The following is a 25,405-nucleotide window of genomic DNA, read 5'->3' as shown; positions in this document are numbered from 1 at the left end:
AAGCTTGGCAAATGTTAAGGACAGGCCGTTGAGTACTCCATATGATGACCGACTCGCTGAGTGAGCTCTGAAAATGGATAAATTTGAATTTCGCCGCGATCGCTATGAGTCGTTTCGCCAATATGCAAACCCGCTGCTGAACCTGAGCGTCGTCGCCCGGTTGCCGGAGTTTCGTCATTATTGCAAGGAGCGGCAACTACCGCCGTTTCATTTCCTCCTGTACTGCCTGTACATGAGCGTGAAGGATGTCGACAACTTCCTGTACCGCGAGTACGAAGGAGAGGTGATCAAGGTCGATGATTTTTACGGTGGTTACACGGTCATCAATCTCGATAACAACCTGAATTACGCGCGATTCGACATGTCGACCGACCGTGCCGAGTTCCTCACCCGCAGCCTGGCGGCAGGCGTTGAGGCGCGTGCGACGCGGGAATTCATAAACACTGGCCGCGACCTGACGCCGCGCGAACAGAAGAACAACGTCTACACCACCTGCATGCCATGGCTCGACATGCGCGCCATCGAACACCCGATCCATGAGTACAAATCGGCCGATATTCCGTTAATTGCATGGGGGCGCTACAGTGAGTTGGGTGGCGATATGATGACGGTGCCATTCTGTGTCCAGGCGCATCATGGTTTCGTGGACGGCTACCACGTCCACTTGCTGCTACAGCGTCTCGGCGAACGTATTGCGCTCGAGACCAGCCTCTGAAGGCGGCGTGCGCCGCTTGTCCTTGAAGAAGGTCCAGGCTTCTTCCGCGATCTCGAAGCCTGCGTTCTGGCGGCCGGGGAAGCGGCTGAACAAGCCTGGATAGCGCTTCTTCCGGCTCGGTTCCGCGTGGCCGCCGCCGACGATCTTCAGGAGCCTGACCTGTACCTCTTCGGCTCGATCGCCCCATGTGTAACGGATTGCTCGAGTCGAATCGCCCTTCGTTGCTGCCAGGTGCTCGACGGCGGGCTCGCCTGCCAGCCGGGCCAATTTTCGCCAGACGGCGGCTGTGCCTTCCATGCCCAATGACGGTGCCGTGTACCACAGGGTAGCGCATGACTTGCCGCCCGAGTACGGAATGAACGGGTCTCTTTCGCCGGCGACGATCAGGGCGGGGAGGGCCGTCTCCGGCATGGCGTAAGCCGCTCGCTGCGGCATCGCTGCCAGCACGGTCGCGAACGCGGCCAGTTTTTGCGGCAGTTCGGCGGCAACCCGGTAGGCCAGCATGCCGCCCTTGGAAACGCCGATCACGTAGACCCGTTCCGGATCGGCGCCATCCTCGGCGATGGCGCGATCGATGACCGCGCCAATGAAGGCTACGTCGTCGCACTCGGGATTGCTCGCCACGTCGGCAAAACCGTCGTTCCATGCGCGTTGGCCGCGGCGCTTGATTCCGTCAGGCGCCACAACGATAACTTGCTCTCGTTCGGCGATTTCCAGCCAGACCGACAGTGGCGAAAAAGGAAATGCCTGGCCCATGACCTGTTCGGCGGAAGCACCGCTGCCATGCAGGACCACGACCAGGGGACGCTTTTCGCCGGAGCGCGGGAGCGGCACGGCTTTCAGGTAATGGCGCGGGCCCTCAGTCTGCATCATCTCGACCCGGGTCAGCGGAGCAACCGGGCCCTCACTCAGGTTTGACCCGATGAAGAAGGCGTGCAAGAAGTCGCGGAGACCCATGAGTTATTTCACCCGTTGCTTTTCGAGTTTGCGCGCCAGCGTGCGGCGATGCATGCCGAGCCGGCGGGCAGCTTCCGAGATGTTGAAACCGGTTTCCGCCAGCACCTGGTGAATGTGTTCCCACTCCAGCGTCTTGATGGAGGTGGAGCGGTTGGTCAGCTCGACCTCGGCCACGCCGGCGACATGCGAGAAGGCGGCTTCGATATCGTCTGTATTGGAAGGCTTGGCCAGGTATTGGCAGGCGCCAAGCTTGACCGCTTCGACAGCGGTAACGATGCTGGCGAAGCCGGTGAGCACCACGATCAGCATCTCAGGCGAGTGGGTGTGGAGCGCCTGCACGCAGGCGAGGCCGGAGGTGTTGCCTTCCAGCTTGAGGTCGACCACGGCGTGCGTCGGCGTGTGCTTTTGCAGCAGGGTGCCAACGTCTTCCAGGTTAGATGCTTTCAGCACGGTGTAGCCGCGCCGTTCGAACGAACGGGAAAGGGTGCGCGCGAAAGCGGGGTCGTCTTCCACGATCAGCAATAAGCGCTCTGTAGTCATCCTGCTTCTCCTATTCCAGGGCGATTGCCGACAGGGGCAGGTGCAGCTCGACCAGCGCGCCTTGTTCGAGATTGCGTGCTTCGACGGTGCCGCCCAGCGTGCGAATGACATTCACGACCAGGAACAGTCCCAGCCCGCTGCCGGGCCGGCCCTTGCTCGACTGGTAGGGCTTGCCGAATTGCGCCAGCATCGCCGGCGCGAAGCCGGGACCGCGGTCGCTCACGGCCAGTTTCAGTACGTCGTCCTCGGCCGAAGCCTCCAGCTTGACCCATCGCGGCGAGGCTTCCAGGGCGTTATCGAGCAAATTGAAAATCGTCTGCTTGAGCGCCGATTCGAAGACTACCGGCAGGTCGCTCGGCAAGCGGTCATCGAACTCGAATGCCATTACCGGGCGGTTGCTGCGCCATTCGGCCAGCAGCTCGCCAAGGAAGGCGCGCAGCGTGGTCTTGGCAGACGATTCGCCACGCAGCTCGCCGGCCGACAGGAGGATGCCGGTGACGATGGTCTTGCAGCGCTGGAGCTGGGTTTGCATCTCTTCGATTTCTTCCTGCAGGATCGCATTCCCGGCAAATTCGGGCATGCGCTTCCAGTCGCCCAGCAGGACCGACATGGTTGCCATCGGCGTGCCCAGTTCGTGGGCTGCGCCCGAGGCCAGAAGTCCCATGCGAACGATGTGGTCTTCTTCCGCCGCGCGCTGGCGCAGGTCAGCCAGCCTCGCGTCGCGTTCGCGCAGGTTGCCCGTGATGCGCTTGATCAGGATGACCAGCAGGCCCGCGTTCAGCAGGAAGCAGAGCAGCATGCCTTCCACGTAGAGGTGGGCAAAGGCGCTTTCGTCCTCCAGCAGCAGTGGCAGGGGCTTGGAGAACATGGCCAGGCCGCCAAGGCAGGCGCCCGTGATGCCGACGATGGTCCAGGCGGCCCAGGCGTCGAGCAGTACCGCAGACAGGATCACCTGCAGCAGGTAGAGGAAGGCGAACGGGTTGGTGGTGCCGCCGCTGAAATGCAGCTGCGCCGTCAGGCTGGCCACGTCGACCAGCAGCGCCAGGAACATTTCGTTGTTGGTGACTATCGGGTTTTCGTGCCAGCGCAAATGGCTGCCAATGTTGAAGGCGATCAGGCAGGCCAGCACGGTCAGCATCTGCGGCATCGGCAGGTTGAGGCCGAGGCCAAGGGTAACGCCGGCGATGGTCGTGATCTGGCCCAGTACCGCAATCCAGCGCAGCCGGATCAGGTACAGCATGTTCTTGTGGCCAGTAGTATCGCCGACGCCCGCCGCGAGGGACAAGGACATCATTGCGCCAGGTTCCGCCGTGTTTTCCGAGTGATTTGCCATGTTCGCCCGATGATCATCAACGCTAGAGCATACCAAGTTAATGCGTATACCAGATGATTATCACGGAAAGCGATCACGGTGAGGCCGCCGACCGGCTGCCCGGCCTGTGGGGCGGGGCTGGCGTCGGCATCGATGAAGTAGGGGGCGACGTGAGACAGGCCGCTTGCCGCGGCAATGGCTTGCACGTCGCGCGAATACCAGCGCTGGCCGGCAGGATCGTTCTTGCGCAGCAGGTCGCCGTCGGCCTGGCTCATGCGCAGCAGCCCGGTAACGTCGGCAGCAGCCGAACCCGAGCCGACGCCAGCCTTGCGGTCGGCGACATAGCCACGGTTGACGAATACGATGTCGCCGGCGGCGGTTTGCAGCGGCGTCATGACCCAGAAGCCGGGGCCGAGCTGGGTGGATGCCTGCACCAGGGTGCTGCGATCGAGCAGCAGGGTGCCGGAAACTTGCACGTGCCGGTATTCGGCATTGTCGGCCGTGAGGGACGGCCAATCGGAAGGAGAGGGAACTGCAACAGGAGCCGCGTGCGCCCGCTGGTTGACGCGGGCGATCAGCTCATGCTTCCACTGCATGCGAAACAGCTGCCAGGTCCCGAGCGCCAGGAAAACTGCGCAGGCGAGCGAGATCCCGGCGGCCCAGAGCAGGCGCGCCCGCGGGGAGGCGGTGCGCGCTTGGCTCAAGGCATGTCGTGCATTTGCTGCACGGAGGAGCTGCCGGCCGGACCCATGGACGGCATCATGTTGTGGTTCAGGTGGTACATGACCCAGATCGAGCCGGTCAGCACGATGACGACCAGGACGATGGTGAAGATCAGTGCCAGCAAGCTCCAGCCGCCTTCCGAACGCGAGTTCATATGCAGGAAGTAGATCATGTGTACCACGATCTGCACTGCTGCGAAGCCGAGGATGACGAAGGCGGTGGTGCTCGAATCCTTGATCACGTGGCCCATGACAAGCCAGAACGGAATCGCGGTCAGGATCACCGACAGGATGAAGCCGATAGCGTAGCTTTTCAGGCTGCCGTGGTCATGGCCGTCGCCGTGTGCGCCGTGGCCATGGCCGTGTTCGTGGTCGTGGTGTGCGCTCATGGCAGGACTCCCATCAGGTAGACAAAGGTGAAGACGCCGATCCAGATCACGTCCAGGAAGTGCCAGAACATGGACAGGCACATCAGGCGGCGGGTGTTGGCTTCGGTCAGGCCGTGACGGTTCAGCTGGACCATCAGGGTTACCAGCCAGATCACGCCGAAGGTCACGTGCAGGCCGTGGGTGCCGACCAGCGCGAAGAACGAGGTCAGGAAAGCGCTGCGCTGCGGGCCCGCGCCTTCATGGATCAGGTGCACGAACTCGAACATTTCCAGGCTGAGGAAGCCCAGGCCGAACAGGCCGGTGACCGCCAGCCACACCAGGGTGGTGCCCAGCTTGGCGCGCTGGGACGCTAGCATGGCGAAGCCGTAAGTGATCGACGACAGCAGCAGGAAGCCAGTGTTCAGAGCCACCAGGGGCAGGTCGAACAGCTCGGCGCCGGACGGACCGCCCGCGAAGTTGCGGCCCAGGACGGCGTAAGCGATGAACAGGACGGCGAAGATCAGGCAATCGCTCATCAGGTAAATCCAGAAGCCCAGCAGGGTGCCGTTCTCCGGGTGGTGTTCACGGACGTGGAACGGCATGTCGTCCTGCGCGCCGTGCGCACCTGCCTTGGCAGGATCAAGAACCATTTCAGACATTGGCAGCCTCCAGGGTACGGGTGCGCTCGGCTTCGGTCACAACGACTTCTTCGGCCGGGATGTAGTAATCGCGCTTGTAGTTAAAGGTATGGATGATCGCGGCGCCCACGGTGGCCATCAGGCCGAGCACGGCGAAGATCCACATCTGCCAGACCAGGGCGAAGCCGGTCGCGGCGCTCAGGCCGGCGATGACGAAGCCGGCGGCGGTGTTCTTCGGCATGTGGATCGCCACGAAGTCTTTCACCGGGCGCAGGTAGTTCTTGCGCTTCATGTCGGTCCAGGTGTCGTTGTCGTACACGCGCGGGGTGAACGCGAAGTTGTAGTCCGGAGGAGGGGACGAGGTCGACCACTCAAGGGTACGGCCATCCCACGGATCGCCGGTCACGTCGCGCAGTGCATCGCGGCGGCGGAAGGACACGTAGAACTGGATCAGCATGGAGCCGATACCACCGGCGATCAGGATGGCGCCCACGGCAGCCACCTGGAACCAGATCTGCAGCGAAGGATCTTCGAAGTGGCTCATGCGGCGGGTCACGCCCATCAGGCCCAGCACGTACAGCGGCATGAAGGCGAGGTAGAAGCCGACCACCCAGCACCAGAAGGAGACCTTGCCCCAGAATACGTCCAGCTTGTAGCCGAAGGCTTTCGGGAACCAGTAGTTAATCGCAGCGAACACGCCGAATACCACGCCGCCGATGATCACGTTGTGGAAGTGAGCGATCAGGAACAGCGAATTGTGCAGCACGAAGTCCGCAGGAGGAACTGCCAGCAGCACGCCGGTCATGCCACCGATAACGAAGGTGATCATGAAGGCGATGGTCCACATCATCGGCAGTTCGAAGCGGATGCGGCCGCGGTACATGGTGAACAGCCAGTTGAAGATCTTGGCGCCGGTCGGGATCGAAATGATCATCGTCGTGATGCCGAAGAAGGAGTTCACGCTGGCGCCGGAGCCCATGGTGAAGAAGTGGTGCAGCCATACCAGGTAGGACAGGATGGTGATCACCACGGTCGCGTACACCATCGACGCGTAGCCGAACAGGCGCTTGCCGGAGAAGGTCGACACGATTTCCGAGAACACGCCGAACACCGGCAGCACCAGGATGTACACCTCAGGGTGGCCCCAGATCCAGATCAGGTTCACGTACAGCATGGAGTCGCCGCCGAAATCGCTGGTGAAGAAGTGGGTACCGAAGGTGCGGTCCAGCGACAGCATGGCCAGCACGGCCGTCAGCACAGGGAAGGTCACCACGATCAGCACGTTGGTGCACAGCGAAGTCCAGGTGAAGACAGGCATCTTCATCAGCTTCATGCCCGGTGCGCGCATCTTGACGATGGTCGCGATCAGGTTGACCCCTGAGAGCAATGTCCCGACCCCGGCCACCTGCAGGGACCAGATGTAGTAGTCCACCCCGACGTCAGGGCTGGCCAGGATGCCGGACAGCGGCGGATAAGCCAGCCAGCCGGTTTTCGCGTATTCGCCGACGAACAGCGAAACCATGGTCAGGCCGCCGCCGAATGCGGTCATCCAGAACGAGAAGTTGTTCAGGAACGGGAAGGCCACGTCGCGCGCGCCGATCTGCAGCGGCACCACGTAGTTCATCAAGCCGGTCACGAAAGGCATTGCCACGAAGAAGATCATGATCACGCCGTGGGCGGTGAAGATCTGGTCGTAGTGGTGCGGAGGCAGGTAGCCCATGCTGTCGCCGAAGGCGATGGCCTGCTGCAGGCGCATCATCAGCGCGTCGGCAAAGCCGCGCAGCAGCATGACCAGGCCCAGGATCATGTACATGATGCCGATTTTCTTGTGGTCGATGCTGGTGACCCAGTCGCGCCACAGCGGGCCCCAGAGGCGGTATTTGGTCATGGCGCCCATGACGGCCAGGCCGCCCAGGACCACCATGGTGAAGGTGGCGACCAGGATCGGCTCATGGTACGGGATCGCGTCCAAGCTCAGCCGGCCCAGCAGCGGGTGAAGGGTGGTTTGGTTTTCCATATTCAGTTCTTGCGAGGAGTAGATACGAGGGCGACCTGCTTGGCTTCAGCGTAGGTATCGCTTGGCGTGCAGATGCGCGCTTCCATTTCCTTCTTGGCGGTCACGGCGCGTACACGGGCGGCATCGGCAGCCATGGTCTGGCTGGCGCAGGTCGAACCAGGTTCGACGCAGCGGTTGATGATCGCGGTGTACAGCTCGTTTTCAACCGTAGCGTAACGGCGCACAGGTTCGCGCTCGCTCGGCTTTTCGAGGGCCAGGTAGTCGGCGCGGTTCAGGGCGCCGCCGCCGGCCTTGGTCTTGGCGACCCAGGCGTCGAAGTCGGCGGTCGACATGCCGTGGTACTTGAAGCGCATGTGCGAGAAGCCGGCGCCGCTGTAGTTGGCGGAGAAGCCCTCATACGTGCCCGGCTTGTTCAGCACCGCGTTCAGGGTGGTGTCCATGCCCGGCATGGCATAGATCTGGCCGGCCAGCGCCGGGATGTAGAACGAGTTCATCACGGTCGACGCAGTGATCTTGAAGCGGATCGGGGTGTCGATCGGGGTCACCAGTTCGTTGACGGTGGCGATGCCCTGTTCCGGGTAGATGAACAGCCATTTCCAGTCCATGGCCACCACCTGCACCACCAGTGGCTTGTGGTCGGCTGCCAGCGGACGCTTTTCGTCGATGCGGCTCAGCGGACGGTAAGGGTCCAGCAGGTGGGTGCTGATCCAGGTCAGCAGGCCGAGGACGATGATGATCATCAGCGGGGCGCCCCAGATCACCAGTTCGAGCTGGGTCGAGTGGTCCCAGTCCGGGGTATATTTGGCGTTGGTGTTGCCTTTTCGGTAACGCCAAGCGAACAGCACAGTCAGCGCGATCACCGGTACGATGATCAGCAACATCAGCAGCGTCGAGATGGTCACCAGGTGCGCCTGTTGCGAGGCAACATCGCCGGCGGGGTTCATAACGATGGTATTGCAGCCCGAAAGGCAGACGGCTGCTAGGAGGAGAAGTAATATAGGCATGCGCAAGAAACAATGTCCTAAGTCAAGAATCTTTCTATTTTGAGGGGTCTGGACAAGGCGCGAAATTGGACATATTGTCCTACCAGCAGGTTAGATAACAGTAATAAACACCGGTGATATCTCTCAACCGGTGAGAAACAGGAGACTGAACCATGCAGAGTATGTCCGCACCAGCCCACGGTATTCCGATGCGGCCATCCGATTCGAGCGACCAGCACATTGCCCCCGGCGAAATTGCCGTGGGCGTGGTGATTGGCCGGGCTTCCGAATATTTCGACTTTTTTGTTTATGCCATTGCCTCCGTCCTGGTCTTCCCGGCGGTGTTTTTCCCGTTCGCCTCCAAGCTGGATGGGATGCTGTATTCCTTCGTGATTTTCTCGTTTGCATTTTTGGCAAGACCGCTGGGCACCGCGACCTTCATGGCGATCCAGCTGCGTTTCGGGCGCGAAACCAAGCTGACGGCGGCGCTATTCCTGCTGGGCGCCTCAACGGCCGGCATGGCCTTCCTGCCAACGTATGGGCAAGGAGGCTTAGGCGCACTGGCCCTGCTGGCCATGCTGCGCTTCGGGCAGGGCATTGCCCTGGGCGGCTCCTGGGACGGCCTGCCGTCGCTGCTGGCCCTGAACGCACCGAAAGAGAAGCGCGGCTGGTACGCGATGCTGGGCCAGCTCGGCGCGCCGACCGGCTTCATCGTGGCTGCGGGCCTGTTCTCCTTCCTGCTGGCTAACCTGTCCGGTGAAGACTTCCTTGACTGGGGCTGGCGCTATCCGTTCTACGTGGCCTTTGCGATCAATGTGGTGGCGCTGTTTGCGCGCCTGCGCCTGGTGTCGACCAATGAATATGCGCGCCTGCTGGAAGAACGCGAGCTGCAGCCAACCGATATTGGCGAATTGTTCAAGTCGCAAGGCCGCAATGTGGTGATTGGCGCCCTGGCCGCGCTGGCCAGCTACGCCTTGTTCCACCTGGTGACGGTATTCCCGCTGTCCTGGATTACGCTGTATTCGGAGCGCTCGGTCAGTGAATTCCTGGTGATCCAGATTGGCGGGGCGTGCATCGCCGCCGCCTGCATCGTCGCCTCGGGCTGGATTGCCGATCGCATCGGCCGCCGCCGTACGCTCGGCTCGCTGGCAGTGCTGATCGGCGTGTTCAGCGGCTTTGTCCCGTTGCTGATGCAGGGCGGGGATGCGGGGCAGACCATCTTCATCCTGCTCGGCTTCGCGCTGCTGGGTCTGTCGTATGGCCAGGCTGCCGGCGCCGTGACCGCCAATTTCGAGTCCCGCTTCCGCTATAGTGGCGCAGCATTGACTTCCGACCTGGCCTGGCTGGTAGGCGCCGCCTTCGCCCCGCTGGTTGCCCTTGGCCTGTCGGCGCACTTCGGCCTGGCCTATGTCAGCCTGTACCTGCTATCCGGCGCCGCCGGCTCGCTAGCCGCCCTCAGCCTGAACCGCGCCTTGGAAATCAAGGACTAAATAAATGGGGACGTACCCCATTTATTTATAGGGGCGTCCACGTTTGCCTGGGGTGACCCTGCGGCCGAGCGCAGTTGCCAGTTCTTCCGTCGCGACCGTGTCGCCCAGAACGTAATTCCCATTGGTCGCGCGACGAAGATTATCGGTATTGATATCGTCATCTTTGGATGACATGAAATTGCGATAGGCCGAGTGCCGATCGGATTCCGTGTTGCCAAGCGCCTGATAGATTGCATGGGGTGTAATGCAAGGATTGGACACCCCTTCCGCATTTGTGCGATAACTGGACCAGGGGTAATCACGAGGGTGGCCGACCATTCCTGCTCGCACCGGATTAAGCTCGATGTATCGCATGCAAGTGAGGAAGTAGCGCTGGTCGAACATCAGGCATGACTTGAACCTGCCTTCCCAGAGCGTGCCAGTCCAATTCCGCTTCTTATTGATATATGCCACATAGCGTTGATTGAGCATCTTCATCAGAACGGCAAGGCTTCCGCTATCGCGTGGAGTTAGCGCTAGGTGGACGTGGTTCGTCATTAGCACGTATGCATGGATGTCGCAGTCCGACTCCTTCGCAAAACGCATCATCCAGCGCAAATAGTGCTGGAAATCGTCCTCACAAAAGAAGCAGGCATTACGGTTATGTCCCCGTTGAATCAAGTGAACGGGAATATCGGGAATGACGAGTCGCGCATGGCGGGGCATTCGCCAATTCTGGAGCAAAAGCGCCACCTGGCTCTTGACGCAGACCAATGTTGCTAATTAAATGGGGTACGTCCCCATTTATCAGCGGAAGAAGCCGCGTTCTTCTTTTTCGAGGTCGGGGCCGCTCATGGTTTCGCGCACCACGCCCTGGCGGTCCATCATGATGTGCATCATCGAATCCCACACGCCCGATTCCTTGTAGCGGTAGCTCCACACGTTCAGGTCGCGCAGTTGCAGGAAAGTGCGGTCGTCGGGCGGGCCGTACAGGCGCAGCAGGTCGGCCTGGGTGGTGACGCCGAGCTGGATTGGTTTGAAGCTTTCGTTGCCGCGCTGCCAGGAGGGCGGGGTGACGGCGCAAGCACTTAGTAATAATGACAAAAACGCAACGTGAAGAAGTGTTTTCATGGCTGTTTGTGTGTGGCGATAGCTTTCGCCCGTCATTCCGGTTATACTCCCGTGTCTGGCCATCCGGCCGGATTTTTATATTAAACGTAATTCACGATGCTCAGGGTTCCCAAGACTCCGTGCATCGCATGTGAAAGGTAAGAAAATGACCGTTGAAAACATCAACAAGTCGGCCATCATCGCCGACAACGCTCGTGGCCAAAACGACACCGGCTCCCCAGAAGTGCAAGTTGCTCTGCTGACCGCACGTATCAACGAACTGAATACCCACTTCAAGGCGCACTCCAAAGATCACCACTCCCGTCGTGGCCTGATCATGATGGTTAACCGTCGTAAGTCCCTGCTGGCTTACCTGAAGAATAAAGACGCAAACCGTTACCGCGACCTGATCGCTAAACTCGGCCTGCGTAAGTAATTCTTGCGTTACCAGGTTTAAACGGGAAATGCCTGCGCCAGTTCGCTGCCGCAGGCATTTTGACTTTTAGACCGTTAGTTTTATTGCAGTAAGGCGGCCACTGGCCGTCCGTGGTGAGGTGCTACGACAGCTCCTGAAAATCTGTCGGCTAAAGAGAAAGAGGGATAAACCCATGTTTAACAAAGTAACGAAGACCTTCCAGTACGGCCAACACACCGTCACGCTGGAAACCGGCGAAATCGCTCGCCAGGCATCCGGCGCGGTAATGGTATCGATGGATGACACCGTCGTACTGGCAACCGTGGTGGCGCGTAAAGACGCAAAACCAGGCCAGGACTTCTTCCCACTGACCGTCGACTACCTCGAGAAGACCTACGCAGCGGGCAAGATCCCTGGTGGCTTCTTCAAGCGCGAAGGCCGTCCTTCTGAAAAAGAAACCCTGACTTCCCGCCTGATCGACCGTCCGATCCGTCCTCTGTTCCCAGAGGGCTACATGAACGAAGTCCAGGTGATCGTACACGTGCTGTCCGTGAATCCTGAGATCGATCCGGACATCGCTTCGATGATTGGCGCCTCCGCCGCCTTGTGCGTCTCCGGCGTGCCATTCAACGGCCCAATCGGCGCAGCACGCGTCGGCTACAAGAATGGCCAGTACATCCTGAACCCGACCGCCGCCCAGCTCAAAGATTCGCAGATGGACCTGGTGGTTGCCGGTACCGAATCCGCCGTGCTGATGGTTGAATCGGAAGCGCAGCAGCTGTCCGAAGAAATCATGCTGGGCGCCGTCGTCTACGGCCACGAGCAGATGAAGGCCGTGATCGACGCGATTCACGAACTGGTGCGCGACGGCGGCAAGCCTGAGCAAGTGTGGACGCCACCTGCCAAGAACGAAGCCCTGATCGGCCGCGTTGCCCACTTCGCCGAAGCGAAGATCAACGCCGCTTACCAGACCAAGGACAAGCAAGCCCGTACCGACAAGCTGCGCGCCATGTCGGCCGAAGTGATGGCCGATCTGGCTGCCGAAGCTGCCGCCCACGGTGCTGAAGCTCCTGACTCGGTCGAAGTCGGCAACATCCTGTTCGAAATGGAAGCGAAGGTTGTTCGTTCCCAGATCCTGCAAGGCGAGCCACGTATCGACGGCCGCGACACCAAGACCGTGCGTCCGATCTCGATCCGCACCTCGGTCCTGCCACGCACCCACGGTTCCGCCCTGTTCACCCGCGGCGAAACCCAGGCACTGGTCGTAGCGACCCTGGGCACCGCCCGCGATTCGCAGAAGATCGACGCGCTGATGGGCGAGTACACCGACGACTTCATGCTGCATTACAACATGCCTCCGTTCGCCACCGGCGAAACCGGCCGTGTTGGCACGCCTAAGCGCCGCGAAATCGGCCACGGCCGCCTGGCCAAGCGTGCATTGGTTGCGGCACTGCCGGCACCGGAAGACTTCTCGTACTCCGTGCGCCTGGTGTCGGAAATCACCGAATCGAACGGTTCCTCGTCGATGGCTTCCGTCTGCGGCGGCTGCCTGGCACTGATGGACGCCGGCGTGCCGATGAAAGCGCACGTGGCCGGTATCGCCATGGGCCTGATCAAGGAAGGCGGCCGCTTCGCCGTGCTGTCCGACATCCTGGGTGATGAAGATCACCTGGGCGACATGGACTTCAAGGTTGCTGGTACCGCCAACGGCATTACCGCGCTGCAGATGGACATCAAGATCCAGGGCATCACCAAGGAAATCATGCAGGTTGCGCTGGCACAGGCTAAAGAAGGCCGCCAGCACATCCTGGGCGAAATGCAGAAGGCCATGCCGACTGTGAAGACCGAACTGTCCGACTTCGCTCCACGCCTGATCACCATCAAGATCAACCCTGAGAAGATCCGTGACGTGATTGGCAAGGGCGGCGCCGTGATCCGCGCGCTGACCGAAGAAACCGGCACCCAGATCGACATCAGCGACGACGGCATCGTCACCATCGCTTCCGTCGATGCATCGGCTGGCCAGGAAGCCAAGCGCCGCATCGAAGAACTGACCGCTTCCGTGGAAGTGGGCAAGACTTACGACGGCACCGTGCTGAAGCTGCTGGACTTCGGCGCCATCGTCCAGGTCATGCCTGGCAAGGACGGCCTGCTGCACATCTCGCAGATCGCCAACGAGCGTGTGAACGCCGTGGCCGATTACCTGAAAGAAGGCCAGCAAGTGCGCGTGAAGGTCCTCGAGACCGACGAGCGCGGCCGCCTGAAGCTGTCGATGAAAGCTGCTGCTGAAGAAGCTGCTGCCGCTGCACAGTAATCAGCCAAGCCTGAAAAAAGCCGCCGGTGCGAAAGCCCGGCGGCTTTTTTATTACTGGCGATCCAGGCGCAAGACTTCCTTGTATTTGGCTAGTAGGTGACTATCGGAGAGATTTGGGCGCCACTTGCAATGGCATTATTCCGCCTTTGCAGGAATTTCGAAGGAAGACTGAATGTTCATCATGTTTGGCTGGGTCAAGGAACGGAAAGAGGTCGGCCAGGCGCTCACCTGTCACTGCTACCGATGCCAGCGCACGCGTATGTGGGAGCACTGGAAAGAGACGGAGTGGGTGTCGTTCTTTACGATTAAGACGATCCCATTCCTGTCCAAGTCCTATCTCGTGTGCTCTGCATGCCGGGAGCCCATCGCTGTTGATCGGGCACGTTCAAGGTTCATTGGAAGTGTGGCAAGCGAACAGCGTCTCGCTGCGTTTTTGGACGAGCATCAACTCGCGCGGAAAACGCCAGTCCAAAGAAGTTATCTGTTGGCGCAGCGAGAACAGAATCAACCGCGCGAATAAGCCATGGTCATTGCGCCGGACGAACTGGGCGCAAACGTAAAAGTTATCAAGAAATATTATAAATTTTCAATCGTGCGCGGGCTCGCCGCTGATATAATTCCACGCGGAAACTTGCATTATTTGTAACTAGTGAGGGATTGCCGAGAGCAGTCCGAGGAAATTCCGCATGCGTAGCCTGTCGCAAATCTTATCCGAGCTGCCGTTTGGACGGCAAAACAATCGTATCCTGCGCCTGTCGTTCCCCAATAACGACGGCCCGCATTCCCTACTGCTGGCAAACCGGCTGGAAGCGGACGAGGGCCTGTCACGCGACTTCGAATATTCCGTGGAGGTGCTGGCCGAAGATGCCAGCATTGCGCTGAAAGACGTGCAAGGCAAGCTGGTCACCATTTCGCTGGTGCGCGGCGATGGCAGCATGCGCTATTTCAACGGCTACGTCTTCGAATTCCGCCTGGTGAAGACCGACGGCGCCATCGCCTTCTATTCGATGGTCCTGCGGCCCTGGCTGGCCTACCTGAAGCTGCGTCGCGACAATTACCTTTTCCATGGCAAGACCTTGCGCCAGCAGTCGGAAGAGGTGTTTGCCGACTACGGCACGCATCCGGATTGGAGCTGCCGCGTGCAGGGCGCCGACGAGGCCATGACCATGGCCTGCCAGTTCGATGAGACCGATTACAACTACCTGCACCGGCGCTGGGAAGCGGCGGGCTGGCATTATTGGTACGAACATAGTGAACGCGGCCACACGCTGGTGCTGTCGGACGATTCCAGCCAGGCCGCACCGATTGACGGCGGCAGTCCTGGCGTGCGTTTCCAGCGCCACGGCGGCGCGGCCGAAGAAGACGGCATCGGGGACTGGTCGCCGGTGCGCAGCATCGTTTCCAGCAAGGTGGCGCTGTCGGCGTTCGACTTCAAACAGCCGGTACCAAGCCATGTCGACCTGCCCACGCTGAACCAGCAGGGCGATGTGCTGTCGATGGAGAGCTATGAGTATGCCGGCGCGTACGGGGTGCGAAACCGCAAGGATGCGGAAGCGCTGGCCTTGCTGCGAATGGAGGAAATAGAAAGCCGCGGCAAGCATATCGAGGCGAAAGGCAATAGCCGCTACCTGATGCCGGGCCGCTGGTTCCGCCTTTCCGAGCATTTTTCCGCGGATGCGCACGGCGCTTCGGAGGACAAGCTCGAATTCTTGGTGATCAGCGTGCACCATTCCGCCACCAACAACTATCTTCAGCAGTCCGAAGGAATTTCCGAGTACAGCAACCAGCTGACCTGCATACGCAAGACGGTGCACTGGCGTCCGGGGCGCGGTTTCAACAGCGAACAGGCCAGGATCCATGGCCCGCAGACCGCCATCGTGGTCGGCCCTTCGGGGCAGGAAGTCCATACCGACGAACATGGCCGCGTGCGCGTGCAGTTCCATTGGGACCGCGTAGGCACGCATGACGAGCAGAGTTCGGCCTGGGTGCGGGTGGCCTCGAGCTGGGCGGGCGGCAACTTCGGCGGCATCTCCTTGCCGCGCGTCGGACAGGAAGTCATCGTGCAGTGGCTGGACTCGAACCCGGATCGCCCCATCATCACGGGCCGGGTCTATAACGGCGAGAACATGTCGCCCTGGGAATTGCCGCACCAGCATGCGCTGTCCGGCATCCGCAGCAGGGAACTGAAAGGCGCCGGCGGCGCCGGCGGCCGCAACAACCACCTGCTGATGGACGATACGGCCGGCCAGATCCAGGCCGTGCTGTCCTCGGACCATCACCGCAGCCAACTTAACCTGGGCTACCTGACCCGCGTGCTCGATACTTCCGGCCGCAAGGACCACCGCGGTGAAGGTTTCGAACTGCGTACCGATGGCTGGGGCGCGGTGCGCGCCGCCAAGGGCGTGCTGGTCACGGCCTGGGGCCAGCCGGTGCAGGATAGCGGAACTACCCAGCAGGACAATACCGAGGGCGCCGATACCCTGCGTGCCGTGCTGGACAGCGCAACCATGCGCAGCCAGGCGGCCGAGATGGCGACCGAACAGCGCGGTGAGCAGAAAAACGCGCACCGTGGCTTGAAGAACCAGAAGGCACTGAACGAAAACGCCTGGTCGCTGACCAAGCCGCTGGTCTTCATTTCCGCACCGGACGGCGTGGCCGCCAGTACGCCGAAGAGCATCGTGCATGCAGCCGGCGAAGACCTGGGCTGCTACGCCGCGGGCAATGTCGACATGACGTCCGGCGAACAGATGTCGTTCAGCTCGGCCAAGGGCATCCAGCAGCACGTCGAGCGCGGCAGCATGGTGACCGCCATCAGCCACGGCAACCATTACCTGCACGTGCAGGACGGGAAAGTCGAAACCGTGTCGCAAAAAGGCATGGTCTTCGAGGCCAAGACCGGCGACATCGTGCTCAAGACCAAGGGCGGCAGCATCGTCCTGACCGAAAGCGGAGAGATCCTGATCAAGGGCGCCAAGGAAACCCACGAAATCGCCGGCACCCTCGAACTGGGCGCAGCCAAGGTGGTGAACCAGGGGTCTGTGAAGTCGGCGCCGGTGACCGAGTTCTGGGGCAAGATGAACGTCGGCAAGTTCAGCCAGCAGGTGGTGCTGCGCGATGCGCTGTACCTGGCGGCGGGTGCGGCGGCGGGCTACGCCTACAAGATCCTGGCGAAGGATGGCTCCGTGCTGCAGTCCGGGAAGCTGGATGAAGAAGGCAAGACGGCTCGCGTGTTCACCGAGGACATGGAGGAACTGCAGGTCGAGATCGACCGCAATAACGGCAAATGGGAATTCCTGGAAGACGTCAAGCACGACCCGGAGATGGACGAGGAAGTAGACGATGAGTTGTCCGAAAAGGTAAAGACGCCGGTTGGCGTTGGCGTGCTGGCTTCGAAGACGCAGATTTCGGTGGAACATGCGAAAAAGCTGTTCATGCCGGATGGCGAAATCGATATCCGCGCCGAAGCGCTGGCGCTGCTGGGACAGAAGATCGGCATGCCGCCTTCCACCATCGTGCACATCCTGAAGCGCAGCGACAATATGAAGGATGCGGTTATTGGAGTCGGCACGGAGCGCATGGTACAGGCGGCGCGCGAAGGCATGGTCGACCTGGTCGAGCGCAAGGTCAACCACTCGGCCGCAAGGCTGGTGGCCATGGTCACGCGCGACTGGCGCGGCGACGGCGAACTGCCGCGCGACGTGTCGTCCATCTTCGAAGAGGCCGCCGCCAAGCGCATGCGCGACATGGCCAAAGTGCTGGAATCCGCCACGTCCGGCTGCTTCGGCATTGACGACGACGCAGATGCGCTGTCGCTGTCCGACCTTGATCCATTTGACCTGGACGTGCCGCCCGCCGATATGCGTCCTGAAGATGACGCCCCAGATTCCATTCCACCTATTCGTGAGGCATGATGATGAAAAATAACCTGATCCTGGGACTCTTGTTGTCCGCCTGCCTGGCACAGACCGCGCTGGCTGAATCCAAGCCGGCATTGCGCCAGCGCGTCGCTGCGCTGCAATGCGTTGACCGCAAGATCGAGCTGAAAGCAAGCTGCTACAAGGAGGTCGGCTACCCTGGCCTGTCCTGCACCAGCCAGCGCCTGAGCATCAGCGACGGCGCAAGCGGACGTGAACTTGGCGGCCAGTCCTTCAAGCCGGAGCCGCTGCAGACCGGCGATTCTTATCCAATCGTCGCCGATAAAGTCGGTGATGTCGTCTGTGCTGAAACAGCGGACAAGCAGAAGGTGATCGTCGTTTCGATGTCGAACGGCGGCAATTGCGCGCAATGCGAATGGGCCGACGTATATAGCTGGGACGGCAACCTGATCGGCTCCAACCGCGACAAGAAAAAGAATCCCGTGGTGGGCGATGCGGTGAAAACCGCCTTCGACAAGAAAGCGAAGAAGATGGGGCAGGGGAGCCTGTTCGACGTTTATATCGAGAGTGCGTTGAATGGCCATTGATTACAACGTCTTTTACACCCAGAAGAAGGGCGCGGCGTACAAAGACGAGCAGGTCAAGTCGTACTCGCATTACAAGGAACCGGTCGATCACAGCCCCGGCCGGCTGGCCGGCAATTCCCGCATCTGGGGCGATGCATCGCTGGCCGTGCAAAAGCAGGTGATTGACAAGCTGATTGCCGCTGCCAAGGCCAAAGGCCTGAACGTGCGCCGCACGGCTTTGCTGCTGGCGACGGCCAAGATCGAGTCGGGCTTCAATCCCGATGCCGCTGCCGGCACCACCTCGGCCAGTAGCCTGGGTCAGTTCGTCAACAAAACCGGCAACTTCTATGGCCTGGACAATAGCAATCGATTTGACACGAATGCCAACGTCAAGGCCTTGTTGGAGCATTTCCTTGACAACGAGGCGCTGGCCAAGAAGCGGAAGAAGCCTGATGTCTGGTGCTACAAATACCACCATGATGGCCCGAGCGGCAATTATGGCGGCGAGGGCCTGGCTACCGGAAAATTTGCCAAGCTGGCCGATCTCTACGAAAACGCACTCGACGTCGGCCATGCGCTGAGCATTGTCGACGCAGCCGGCAGTCCGATTGCCGACGCGACCATTCGGGTGGAGCAGAACGGCAAGTCGAAGATCATGAAGTCCAACGAGCATGGCTTGCTGCCGACCTTCCTTGCGTCGCCTGACTTCGGGCCGCTGACCGTCTTCATCCAGAAAACGACCGACGAGTTCAAGGAACTCGGCCAGCTTGCGATCGACAAACTGAACTCCAGCTGGACGATCGTCGCGCCGAAAGAGCGCGTGCCGGTGAAGACTCACCTGCACGAGGACAAGGCCGCAGCGCCCCAGACCCCAGGCATGCACGAGGTGAAAAAGGGCCAGACTCTTTCGTCTATCGCGCGTCTGTATGGTACGACCTACCAGGTCCTGGCCAAGATGAACAACATCGACAAGCCATACCTGCTGCATCCTCACCAGATGCTGAAAGTACCTGATACTAAAGGCAAGCCGGCGCAGGCGCATGCCAAGCCTGCACACTCGGCCGCGCCAACAGCAGCAACTGCGCCGGCCAAGCCGGCCGGCTCTGCCGGTGCAGCTGGCACCACGCATCCAGCGGCTTCCAATAAGCCCGCCAGCACGCCTGCCCAGGCAAAGCCTGAAGCCACCAAGCCGGCATCGCCGCCCGCAGCAGCGGCGGCAACCAAGCCCGTGGTGAAAGAAGACCGTAGTGCCGAGTCCAAGCATCCGGAGGCAACTGTCTCCAAGCCGCCGGCGTCGAACCGGCCAGCCAGCGCAATCGCTTACGCCATGGAGCACAAATTCAAGAAGTCCCAAGGCAAGTGCCTGAGGCATGTCAAGAGGGCTTTGCTTGCGGCTGGATACTTCTCCAAATATCCAGGAGTCGAACACGCAAAAGATTTCGGTCCGACTTTGAAGAGCGTAGGGTTTGAAAACCTCCTGGAAACGAAGCCGGGCACTAACATCAATACCGCTCCCCATGGCTCTGTCATTATTTACAAGCCGGTGGAGAAACAGACCAAGAGCGATGGCAAGGTGATTTCGGGCCATATCGAGATCAAGCACCCGGACGGTTATGTCAGTGATTTCAATGGACAAAGCCCATGTTATAAAACGAGTGCGACGACCCTGGTGTCGCCGCGCCATTCAACGTACGAAGTAACGTTCAAGGTTACTGGGATCTGGTACAAGGAATAAAAATGCGTAAGACAATATTCGTAGTGCAGGCTGGTCTGGCGATCTTGCTTGGCAGCGGCGCAGCACAAGCATCAGCGGGCGAGGCGTATTCCCCTAACGGATTGCGTTGCGTTACCAAGCCGAATGGCATGCCTGCGGAAGAGGATGTCAACAAAGTCGGGGAAACCCTGCGCCAGCGCTTCGACACTGTTTGGGGCAAGGACAAATGGATAGGTAAGCCGATTCCCTCCAAACGCATCGACCCCAAGGCGATGGAGGAGATTGCGGCAGTTTCGGCTTGTGGCGCCTTGATGGACCAATCGTCCTGCTCAACTTACTTTGACCCGGAATTTGGCGGTGAACCGGCGATTTTTATGAACCTGAGTACCAAGGTGCCAGTACGTAAGCAATTCGATGAGGCCATTGCTGCCTTGCCGTCAGCGGAAGCCCGCAAGGCTGCGCAATACTGCATCAAGCTGGTTGGAAAAAAATAATATGGCTGCGCACCGGCTGATCTCGACCATATTGTTTGCTGCGCTCCACTTTACGCCTGCATTTGCGGAAGAGACTTATTCGCCATTGGGCTTGAGCTGCACGCGCGGTGGCGAACCTGGCGAAGAGGTGAAGAAGGTCGGTGTAAGCCTGGACCAGCGCTTCAGCGCTATCTGGGGTAAGGATTGGGTGGTCCAGACGCTTCCAACCAAGCGTATCGACCCGAAGGCGATGGAAGAAATCGCAGCCATCGCAGGATGCGCCGCAATGCTGGACCGCTCTGCATGCTCGAATTTCTTTGATCCCGAGTTCGCGGGCAGTCTTACCGTGTTTACAGCCCTGGGCACCAAGGTGCCCGTCCGTCAGCAATTCGATGAGGCCATCGCTGCGTTGCCTTCAGCGGAGGCGCGCAAGGCTGCGCAATACTGCGTCAAGCTCGTTGGAAAAAATAGATTATCAGGAAGGGTAGCAGGATGAGTCGTCCAGTGATTCGCATTGGAGATAAGACCTCGCATGGCGGGGAAGTCAAGACCGGCAGCTCCAACTTTGTCGTCGACGGCAAGGGCGTGGCGCGGCTGGGCGATACGGTGAGTTGCCCGTTGCATCCAAGCGAAACCACCATCAACAGCGGCAGCGAAACCTACATCACCGACGGCAAGCCAACTGCCCGCGACGGCGATACCACTGCCTGCGGCGCCACGCTGATTGCCAGCCAGACCAGGTACCTGATCAAGTAGGCCAGGTCTTGGGTCTCGGCCTCCTGAGGACCGATGCGAAGCGGCTGCTCGAACTGGAGAAGCCGCTGCCGTACTCCATCTATTCTTCGGTCAGGGAACAGAAGATTGTCAATGTGCCGGTCATTAAGCCGACGCTTATCTGTGTGCTTGATGGCAGCAAGAAGCTTGGCAGCAATGGCGAGATCGATTGCATGACCGGCAGCTTCATCATCCTGTCGAACCGCCCCAGCATCAGCATGCGCAATATTCCGAGCGACTCGGAATATCTGGCCATGATCGTCGAATTCGATTTCGAAGACTTCCGTTGCCTGCCCCCAAGAACGGGCAGGGCGGCGCCATTTGTACAGGGGCCGATCGACTCGATCCTCCTGGAGACTCTGCGGCAGTTCGTCGCATGGTCCGCCTTCGCGCCGCCAGCGATGTGGCGCGTGCGTCGCCAGGAAATTCTCCAGCTGCTCCACCACCTGGGTCATGAGCAGGTAGGCGCGGTGGTCGAGCCGCCAAGCCTTGGCCACAAAGTGCACGGCATGATCAGCGCCGACGTCGCCAGCGACCTGACAGCGGGCCTGGTGGCCGCCCGGCTGGCGCTCAGCGAGTCGACGCTGCGCCGCAAGCTGGCGGCGGAAGGGGCAACGCTGCAGGCGATCAAGGACCGGGCCAGGCTTGGCCACGGCCTGCACCTTGTCCAGACCACCTTCGATCCTATCGGCCGCATTGCGGAGAAGTGCGGTTACCAGTCGCAGTCGCGCTTTACCGAAAAATTCAGGCAATTGTTCGGCACCACGCCGACGGAACTGCGTAAAACGAGGATGCGCGACGACGCAGGCGCATAATACCTGCTTGCTGATCCACTCAAGGGGGGCATCATGAAGGCAGAGGATTTGCGCGCCGTGCAGGCGCCGCTGAAGGAGCGCTATTAGGAAGACCCGGCAGCTGCAATGATCACGCTCCACGCGCAAGGGCGTGCGGGAGAGGGTGTCAGCTGCAGGATCGAAACTGGAAAGGGGCTGGTTGTAGCGGGCCTGCATCCGGCCACTGGCGGCACCGGCCTGTAGGCCTGTTCGGGCGACATGCTGCTGGAAGCCCTGCCAATCGGCTTCCAGGCAATTCGCCTGCATTTTTTACTGGACACCGATGCCGACGACGATCAATTGGCGGTGCTGCTGCGGCTAACCGAGCGTTACTGCGTCGTCTTCCAGACGCTGGCAAATGGCCCAGTCATTTCGGCCAAGGCTTCGCGAATGACTGAATAAGGCGAAACTCTGGCTGGTTTTGGACTAAACCGTTTTGCGGCTGCTGCCTACCATATGCGTTCTTCATTACGGGAGCACATATGCGACACCTTATTCTTGCAGCACTGCTGGCATCCAACTCCGCTCTGGCAGGATCGCTGACCCTGGCCAGCACCGACATCGCGAACGGCAAGTTCATGGCCAAGGCCCAGGAATTCCAAGGCTTCGGCTGTAGCGGTGGAAACCAGTCCCCGCAACTATCCTGGTCCGGAGCGCCGGAAGGCACGGCGGCTTTCGCCATCCTGGTCCATGATGCCGATGCGCCGACTGGCAGCGGCTGGTGGCACTGGCAGCTTGTCAATATTCCGAAGGATGTGACTTCGCTGCCGGCAGGCGCCCTGGCTCCTGCGGGCAGCCAGCAGATGCGCAACGACTACGGCGCGAAGGGGTTCGGCGGCGCATGCCCGCCATCGGGACACGGCGTGCATCACTATCGGTTCACGGTGCATGCGCTGTCGCAAAAACTCGAACTTCCCGAGGACGCATCGGGCGCACTGACCGGCTATATGGTCGGGGCGCACTCGCTCGGAGCGAGCACTATCGAGGCCCTGTACCAGCGCCATTAAGCCCGAGGATGGCGCGGGCGTGGCGCGCGGCGATCCATTCTTCGTTGGTAGGTTCGACAGCCACCAGTGGTCCGGCGCCGCAGCTGATCAGCGGGGCGTTGCTGCGGTTGGCCGCGTCATCGACCTGCACACCGAGGAAGCCCAGCGCGGCGCAAATGCGGCGGCGGATCTCGGCATTGTGCTCGCCAATGCCCGCTGTGAAGACCAGCATGTCCAGGCCACCCAGTACCGCGCACAGGGCGCCGATTTCGCGCACGATGCGGCGCACGTACAAGGCCAGTGCGTCCCGTGCACGCGGAGACTTCGCCTCTTGCTCCAGCAGCACGCGTGGGTCGGCGGCAATGCCCGATACGCCCAGCAGGCCTGATTCGTGGTACAGCAAATGGCCGACTTCGTGCGTGCTCAGGCCTTCGATATCCATCAGGTAGAGCAAGGCGCCGGGGTCCAGTGCGCCGCAGCGCGTGCCCATCATCAAGCCGTCCAGGGCGGAAAAGCCCATGGTAGTGGCGACGCTGGCCAGGCCCTGCATCGCGCACAGGCTGGCGCCGCTGCCCAGGTGGGCGGCGATGGTGCGGCCCTGCGCTGCACCGCCGTGCCGCGCAGCCAGCGCAAGCGACAGGTATTCGTAAGACAGGCCATGGAAGCCGTAGCGCCGCAAGCCGCGTTCCCAGGCCGCGTAGGGCAGGGGCAGCATTTGTTCGACCACCGGCAGGGTATGGTGGAAGGCAGTATCGAAGCAGGCGACTTGCGGCAGGCTGGAATGGCTGGCGAGCAGGGTCTCGATCGCTTCCAGCGCAAAGGGCTGGTGCAGCGGCGCCAGCGGGATGTAGCTGCGCAAGTCGGCCAGCACCTGCGCGTCCAGCAGCACCGGCGCGCTGTACTTCAGGCCCCCATGCACCACCCGGTGTGCAATGGCTGACAGCGATTCGCCGGCGCCCTGCAGGCGTTGCGCCAGCTGCGCCAGGATGACGTCCAGCGCCGCGTGGTAGGGCTGTTCGCCGCCGGCCGGTAGCGCGGCGGACGCGGCGCCTGGCAAGTCCAGCGTTGGCCGGGGACCGGTCACGCCGTCGACTTTGCCATGCCATAGTGCCTTCGCGTCCAATCCGTTCTCCCCGGCGTCAAAGAGCGCGAACTTGATGCTCGACGATCCGCAGTTCAGTACCAGGATGCGGGGTTTCATGGCGGCGTCGCCTCATACTGGCGGGCCAGCAGCAGGGCCACGGCACAGGAAGCGAGCCGGCTTTCGCGGCTGTCGGCGCGGCTGGTCAGCACGATCGGCAGCCGCGCGCCGAGCACCACGCCAGCGCTGTTGGCGCCGCCCAGGTATTCCAGCTGCTTGGCCAGCATATTGCCGCTTTCCAGGTCGGGAGCAACCAGCACGTCGGCCTGTCCGGCCACTTGCGACACGATGCCCTTGATGCGCGCCGCTGCCGGCGATACGGCATTGTCGAAGGCCAGGGGGCCGTCCAGCAAGGCGCCGCTGATCTGGCCGCGGTCGGCCATCTTGCACAGTATCGCGGCGTCGAGGGTGGCCGGCATATGGGGGGTGACGGTCTCCACTGCGGCCAGGATGGCCACGCGCGGCATGGCGACGCCGATGGCGTGCGCCAGGTCGATGGCATTGCGGATGATGTCGGCTTTTTCTTCCAGCGTCGGCGCGATATTGATGGCGGCGTCGGTCACGATAAAGGGCCGGGGATAGGCCGGAGTCTGCATCAGGAAGCAGTGGCTGATGCGGCGCTTGGTGCGCAGGGCCGCGCAGCCGACCACGGCGCCCATCAGCTCGTCGGTGTGCAGGCTGCCTTTCATCAACAGCGCCGCTTCTCCCTGCACGGCAAGTTCGACTGCGCGTGCAGCGGCCGCATGGCTGTGCGGCACATCCTCGATGCGGCAGCCGCCCAGGTCCAGACCGGCCTGCCTGGCCACGGCTTGCAGTTTTGCTTGCGGCGCCACCAGGATCGGCGTGATCAGGCCGGCGGCCATCGCGTCGAGTGCTGCGCCCAGGCTGGACTCGTCGCAGGGATGGACCACGGCGGTCGCCAGCGGGCCGAAGGCGCGTGCATGCGCCAGCAAGGCTTGCATTTCGCCGCCGCCGGGCATCAGGCGTACTTCCGGCAGCGTGGCCCTGGGACGAACGATCGCCTCGGTGGGGGCGATGACATCGGCTTCGCCCGTGATCACGGCCACGCCATCCTGGTTGACGCATTGGCAGGCCAGCTTGAGGCGCTTGCGCGCTTCGTCGCGCACGGTGACGGTGACGCTGGTGGTCAGCGTGTCGCCAACGCGCACCGGGGCGTTGAACTTCAGCGTCTGTCCCAGGTAGATGGTGCCGGGGCCTGGCAGGCGGGTGCCCAGCACGGCCGAGATCAGGGCGCCGCCGAACATGCCGTGCGCGATCACGCTGTGAAAGCGCGTATTGGCGGCGAATTCCTGGTCCAGGTGCTGCGGGTTGGCATCGCCCGACAACACGGCAAAGAGCTGGATGTCAGCGGTCGTGAGCGTGCGCACCAGCGTTTCGGTGTCGCCCACGGCGATGTCGTCGAAAACGCGGTTGCGGATGGTGCTTAAATCGTCTTGTGGCATGGTGGATTCCCAGGTCTTCG

The 25,405-nt window shown here is 61.2% G+C and carries 26 protein-coding genes; 14 read left to right on the top strand and 12 right to left on the bottom strand.

The features are described 5' to 3' along the window. Nucleotides 1-73: 73 nt before the first annotated feature. On the top strand, nt 74-715 hold the full coding sequence (locus ACN9MZ_RS21160) for a CatA-like O-acetyltransferase (protein WP_426338883.1): 642 nt from the start codon (nt 74-76) through the stop codon (nt 713-715). Here ACN9MZ_RS21160 and ACN9MZ_RS21155 read toward each other — a convergent pair. The 8 genes from ACN9MZ_RS21155 to cyoA are packed head-to-tail and all read right to left on the bottom strand — an operon-like array spanning nt 671 to nt 8,273. Then, a complete protein-coding gene (locus ACN9MZ_RS21155) occupies nt 671-1,672 on the bottom strand; it encodes an alpha/beta hydrolase family esterase (RefSeq protein ID WP_426338882.1) in 1,002 nt (333 codons plus the stop codon). The two genes, ACN9MZ_RS21160 and ACN9MZ_RS21155, sit on opposite strands and share 45 nt — an antisense overlap. A gap of 3 nt (nt 1,673-1,675) precedes the next feature. Then, the gene (locus ACN9MZ_RS21150) at nt 1,676-2,212 is read right to left on the bottom strand and encodes a response regulator transcription factor (RefSeq protein ID WP_426338881.1); all 537 of its coding nucleotides are present in this window, start codon (nt 2,210-2,212) and stop codon (nt 1,676-1,678) included. Between the two features lie 10 nt (nt 2,213-2,222). After that, nucleotides 2,223-3,506, bottom strand: a complete 1,284-nt coding sequence (locus ACN9MZ_RS21145) for an ATP-binding protein (protein WP_426338880.1) — start codon at nt 3,504-3,506, stop codon at nt 2,223-2,225. Further along, nucleotides 3,503-4,228, bottom strand: coding sequence for an SURF1 family protein (locus tag ACN9MZ_RS21140; protein ID WP_426338879.1), 726 nt, complete (start codon nt 4,226-4,228; stop codon nt 3,503-3,505). Before ACN9MZ_RS21140 ends, ACN9MZ_RS21145 begins: the two co-directional genes overlap by 4 nt. Continuing rightward, nucleotides 4,225-4,635 (bottom strand): cytochrome o ubiquinol oxidase subunit IV, encoded by a 411-nt coding sequence (gene cyoD / locus ACN9MZ_RS21135; RefSeq protein ID WP_130311219.1) that lies wholly within the window; start codon nt 4,633-4,635, stop codon nt 4,225-4,227. Before cyoD ends, ACN9MZ_RS21140 begins: the two co-directional genes overlap by 4 nt. Continuing rightward, nucleotides 4,632-5,216 carry a cytochrome o ubiquinol oxidase subunit III gene (gene cyoC / locus ACN9MZ_RS21130; protein ID WP_426342940.1) on the bottom strand — a complete coding sequence of 195 codons (585 nt, stop codon included), beginning with the start codon at nt 5,214-5,216 and terminating at the stop codon, nt 4,632-4,634. The genes cyoD and cyoC overlap by 4 nt, the downstream gene beginning before the upstream one ends. A gap of 49 nt (nt 5,217-5,265) precedes the next feature. Continuing rightward, nucleotides 5,266-7,269 (bottom strand): cytochrome o ubiquinol oxidase subunit I, encoded by a 2,004-nt coding sequence (cyoB, locus tag ACN9MZ_RS21125; RefSeq protein ID WP_426338878.1) that lies wholly within the window; start codon nt 7,267-7,269, stop codon nt 5,266-5,268. A 2-nt stretch (nt 7,270-7,271) separates the two neighbouring features. Beyond that, nucleotides 7,272-8,273 carry a ubiquinol oxidase subunit II gene (cyoA, locus tag ACN9MZ_RS21120; RefSeq protein WP_426338877.1) on the bottom strand — a complete coding sequence of 334 codons (1,002 nt, stop codon included), beginning with the start codon at nt 8,271-8,273 and terminating at the stop codon, nt 7,272-7,274. A 161-nt stretch (nt 8,274-8,434) separates the two neighbouring features. Here cyoA and ACN9MZ_RS21115 point away from each other — a divergent pair, with 161 nt between their 5' ends. Beyond that, entirely contained in the window at nt 8,435-9,742 is a 1,308-nt protein-coding gene (locus ACN9MZ_RS21115; protein WP_426342939.1) for an MFS transporter, read from the top strand. A gap of 21 nt (nt 9,743-9,763) precedes the next feature. On the opposite strand, the gene ACN9MZ_RS21110 is transcribed toward ACN9MZ_RS21115, so the two are convergent. Next, the gene (locus ACN9MZ_RS21110; RefSeq protein WP_426338876.1) at nt 9,764-10,447 is read right to left on the bottom strand and encodes a transposase; all 684 of its coding nucleotides are present in this window, start codon (nt 10,445-10,447) and stop codon (nt 9,764-9,766) included. Nucleotides 10,448-10,528: 81 nt separating this feature from the next. Beyond that, complete coding sequence (locus ACN9MZ_RS21105; protein ID WP_426338875.1) at nt 10,529-10,852, bottom strand: hypothetical protein; 324 nt, start codon at nt 10,850-10,852, stop codon at nt 10,529-10,531. Nucleotides 10,853-10,997: 145 nt separating this feature from the next. Between ACN9MZ_RS21105 and rpsO the strand changes: the two genes are divergently transcribed. From rpsO to ACN9MZ_RS21045, 12 genes are all read left to right on the top strand, one after another. Further along, nucleotides 10,998-11,267 carry a 30S ribosomal protein S15 gene (gene rpsO / locus ACN9MZ_RS21100; RefSeq protein WP_426338874.1) on the top strand — a complete coding sequence of 90 codons (270 nt, stop codon included), beginning with the start codon at nt 10,998-11,000 and terminating at the stop codon, nt 11,265-11,267. A 172-nt stretch (nt 11,268-11,439) separates the two neighbouring features. Beyond that, nucleotides 11,440-13,560: a polyribonucleotide nucleotidyltransferase gene (pnp, locus tag ACN9MZ_RS21095; protein WP_426338873.1), complete on the top strand. Its 2,121-nt coding sequence runs from the start codon at nt 11,440-11,442 to the stop codon at nt 13,558-13,560. Between the two features lie 172 nt (nt 13,561-13,732). Next, entirely contained in the window at nt 13,733-14,080 is a 348-nt protein-coding gene (locus tag ACN9MZ_RS21090; protein WP_426338872.1) for a hypothetical protein, read from the top strand. A 166-nt stretch (nt 14,081-14,246) separates the two neighbouring features. Next, complete coding sequence (locus ACN9MZ_RS21085) at nt 14,247-17,471, top strand: type VI secretion system Vgr family protein (protein WP_426338871.1); 3,225 nt, start codon at nt 14,247-14,249, stop codon at nt 17,469-17,471. Next, entirely contained in the window at nt 17,468-18,022 is a 555-nt protein-coding gene (locus ACN9MZ_RS21080; RefSeq protein WP_426338870.1) for a hypothetical protein, read from the top strand. The genes ACN9MZ_RS21085 and ACN9MZ_RS21080 overlap by 4 nt, the downstream gene beginning before the upstream one ends. After that, a complete protein-coding gene (locus ACN9MZ_RS21075) occupies nt 18,012-19,736 on the top strand; it encodes a LysM peptidoglycan-binding domain-containing protein (protein ID WP_426338869.1) in 1,725 nt (574 codons plus the stop codon). The genes ACN9MZ_RS21080 and ACN9MZ_RS21075 overlap by 11 nt, the downstream gene beginning before the upstream one ends. Before the next feature lie 2 nt (nt 19,737-19,738). Then, the gene (locus ACN9MZ_RS21070) at nt 19,739-20,209 is read left to right on the top strand and encodes a hypothetical protein (RefSeq protein ID WP_426338868.1); all 471 of its coding nucleotides are present in this window, start codon (nt 19,739-19,741) and stop codon (nt 20,207-20,209) included. A gap of 1 nt (nt 20,210) precedes the next feature. Continuing rightward, nucleotides 20,211-20,684, top strand: a complete 474-nt coding sequence (locus ACN9MZ_RS21065; RefSeq protein WP_426338867.1) for a hypothetical protein — start codon at nt 20,211-20,213, stop codon at nt 20,682-20,684. Then, nucleotides 20,681-20,944 (top strand): PAAR domain-containing protein, encoded by a 264-nt coding sequence (locus ACN9MZ_RS21060; protein ID WP_426162848.1) that lies wholly within the window; start codon nt 20,681-20,683, stop codon nt 20,942-20,944. The genes ACN9MZ_RS21065 and ACN9MZ_RS21060 overlap by 4 nt, the downstream gene beginning before the upstream one ends. An 8-nt stretch (nt 20,945-20,952) precedes the next feature. After that, complete coding sequence (locus ACN9MZ_RS21055) at nt 20,953-21,777, top strand: helix-turn-helix transcriptional regulator (protein WP_426338866.1); 825 nt, start codon at nt 20,953-20,955, stop codon at nt 21,775-21,777. A 237-nt stretch (nt 21,778-22,014) separates the two neighbouring features. Then, on the top strand, nt 22,015-22,197 hold the full coding sequence (locus tag ACN9MZ_RS21050) for an OsmC family protein (RefSeq protein WP_426338865.1): 183 nt from the start codon (nt 22,015-22,017) through the stop codon (nt 22,195-22,197). An 80-nt stretch (nt 22,198-22,277) separates the two neighbouring features. Further along, complete coding sequence (locus ACN9MZ_RS21045) at nt 22,278-22,802, top strand: YbhB/YbcL family Raf kinase inhibitor-like protein (RefSeq protein WP_426338864.1); 525 nt, start codon at nt 22,278-22,280, stop codon at nt 22,800-22,802. Here ACN9MZ_RS21045 and ACN9MZ_RS21040 read toward each other — a convergent pair. Together ACN9MZ_RS21040 and ACN9MZ_RS21035 are read right to left on the bottom strand one after the other, a co-directional pair. Continuing rightward, nucleotides 22,774-23,982 carry an acetate/propionate family kinase gene (locus ACN9MZ_RS21040; RefSeq protein ID WP_426338863.1) on the bottom strand — a complete coding sequence of 403 codons (1,209 nt, stop codon included), beginning with the start codon at nt 23,980-23,982 and terminating at the stop codon, nt 22,774-22,776. The two genes, ACN9MZ_RS21045 and ACN9MZ_RS21040, sit on opposite strands and share 29 nt — an antisense overlap. Then, nucleotides 23,979-25,385, bottom strand: a complete 1,407-nt coding sequence (locus tag ACN9MZ_RS21035; protein ID WP_426338862.1) for a bifunctional enoyl-CoA hydratase/phosphate acetyltransferase — start codon at nt 25,383-25,385, stop codon at nt 23,979-23,981. The genes ACN9MZ_RS21040 and ACN9MZ_RS21035 overlap by 4 nt, the downstream gene beginning before the upstream one ends. Nucleotides 25,386-25,405: the final 20 nt, after the last annotated feature.

This window comes from Pseudoduganella sp. S-14, assembly GCF_049913285.1.
Classification (GTDB): domain Bacteria; phylum Pseudomonadota; class Gammaproteobacteria; order Burkholderiales; family Burkholderiaceae_D; genus Rugamonas.
The sequence above is the reverse complement of the archived record's forward strand: the minus strand, read 5'-3'. Positions and strand labels throughout refer to the sequence as shown.

Excerpts from the sequence above, each read along its gene's own strand:
- ACN9MZ_RS21045 (WP_426338864.1), top strand. The coding sequence starts at position 22,278 with ATGCGACACCTTATTCTTGCAGCACTGCTGGCATCCAACTCCGCTCTG.
- cyoC (WP_426342940.1), bottom strand. The coding sequence starts at position 5,216 with ATGCCGTTCCACGTCCGTGAACACCACCCGGAGAACGGCACCCTGCTG.
- ACN9MZ_RS21085 (WP_426338871.1), top strand. The coding sequence starts at position 14,247 with ATGCGTAGCCTGTCGCAAATCTTATCCGAGCTGCCGTTTGGACGGCAA.
- pnp (WP_426338873.1), top strand. The coding sequence starts at position 11,440 with ATGTTTAACAAAGTAACGAAGACCTTCCAGTACGGCCAACACACCGTC.
- ACN9MZ_RS21090 (WP_426338872.1), top strand. The coding sequence starts at position 13,733 with ATGTTCATCATGTTTGGCTGGGTCAAGGAACGGAAAGAGGTCGGCCAG.
- ACN9MZ_RS21080 (WP_426338870.1), top strand. The coding sequence starts at position 17,468 with ATGATGATGAAAAATAACCTGATCCTGGGACTCTTGTTGTCCGCCTGC.
- ACN9MZ_RS21060 (WP_426162848.1), top strand. The coding sequence starts at position 20,681 with ATGAGTCGTCCAGTGATTCGCATTGGAGATAAGACCTCGCATGGCGGG.
- ACN9MZ_RS21105 (WP_426338875.1), bottom strand. The coding sequence starts at position 10,852 with ATGAAAACACTTCTTCACGTTGCGTTTTTGTCATTATTACTAAGTGCT.
- ACN9MZ_RS21040 (WP_426338863.1), bottom strand. The coding sequence starts at position 23,982 with ATGAAACCCCGCATCCTGGTACTGAACTGCGGATCGTCGAGCATCAAG.
- cyoB (WP_426338878.1), bottom strand. The coding sequence starts at position 7,269 with ATGGAAAACCAAACCACCCTTCACCCGCTGCTGGGCCGGCTGAGCTTG.
- ACN9MZ_RS21050 (WP_426338865.1), top strand. The coding sequence starts at position 22,015 with ATGCTGCTGGAAGCCCTGCCAATCGGCTTCCAGGCAATTCGCCTGCAT.
- cyoA (WP_426338877.1), bottom strand. The coding sequence starts at position 8,273 with ATGCCTATATTACTTCTCCTCCTAGCAGCCGTCTGCCTTTCGGGCTGC.
- ACN9MZ_RS21110 (WP_426338876.1), bottom strand. The coding sequence starts at position 10,447 with ATGCCCCGCCATGCGCGACTCGTCATTCCCGATATTCCCGTTCACTTG.
- rpsO (WP_426338874.1), top strand. The coding sequence starts at position 10,998 with ATGACCGTTGAAAACATCAACAAGTCGGCCATCATCGCCGACAACGCT.
- ACN9MZ_RS21160 (WP_426338883.1), top strand. The coding sequence starts at position 74 with ATGGATAAATTTGAATTTCGCCGCGATCGCTATGAGTCGTTTCGCCAA.
- ACN9MZ_RS21035 (WP_426338862.1), bottom strand. The coding sequence starts at position 25,385 with ATGCCACAAGACGATTTAAGCACCATCCGCAACCGCGTTTTCGACGAC.
- ACN9MZ_RS21075 (WP_426338869.1), top strand. The coding sequence starts at position 18,012 with ATGGCCATTGATTACAACGTCTTTTACACCCAGAAGAAGGGCGCGGCG.
- ACN9MZ_RS21115 (WP_426342939.1), top strand. The coding sequence starts at position 8,435 with ATGTCCGCACCAGCCCACGGTATTCCGATGCGGCCATCCGATTCGAGC.
- ACN9MZ_RS21150 (WP_426338881.1), bottom strand. The coding sequence starts at position 2,212 with ATGACTACAGAGCGCTTATTGCTGATCGTGGAAGACGACCCCGCTTTC.
- ACN9MZ_RS21155 (WP_426338882.1), bottom strand. The coding sequence starts at position 1,672 with ATGGGTCTCCGCGACTTCTTGCACGCCTTCTTCATCGGGTCAAACCTG.
- ACN9MZ_RS21070 (WP_426338868.1), top strand. The coding sequence starts at position 19,739 with ATGCGTAAGACAATATTCGTAGTGCAGGCTGGTCTGGCGATCTTGCTT.
- ACN9MZ_RS21065 (WP_426338867.1), top strand. The coding sequence starts at position 20,211 with ATGGCTGCGCACCGGCTGATCTCGACCATATTGTTTGCTGCGCTCCAC.
- ACN9MZ_RS21145 (WP_426338880.1), bottom strand. The coding sequence starts at position 3,506 with ATGATGTCCTTGTCCCTCGCGGCGGGCGTCGGCGATACTACTGGCCAC.
- cyoD (WP_130311219.1), bottom strand. The coding sequence starts at position 4,635 with ATGAGCGCACACCACGACCACGAACACGGCCATGGCCACGGCGCACAC.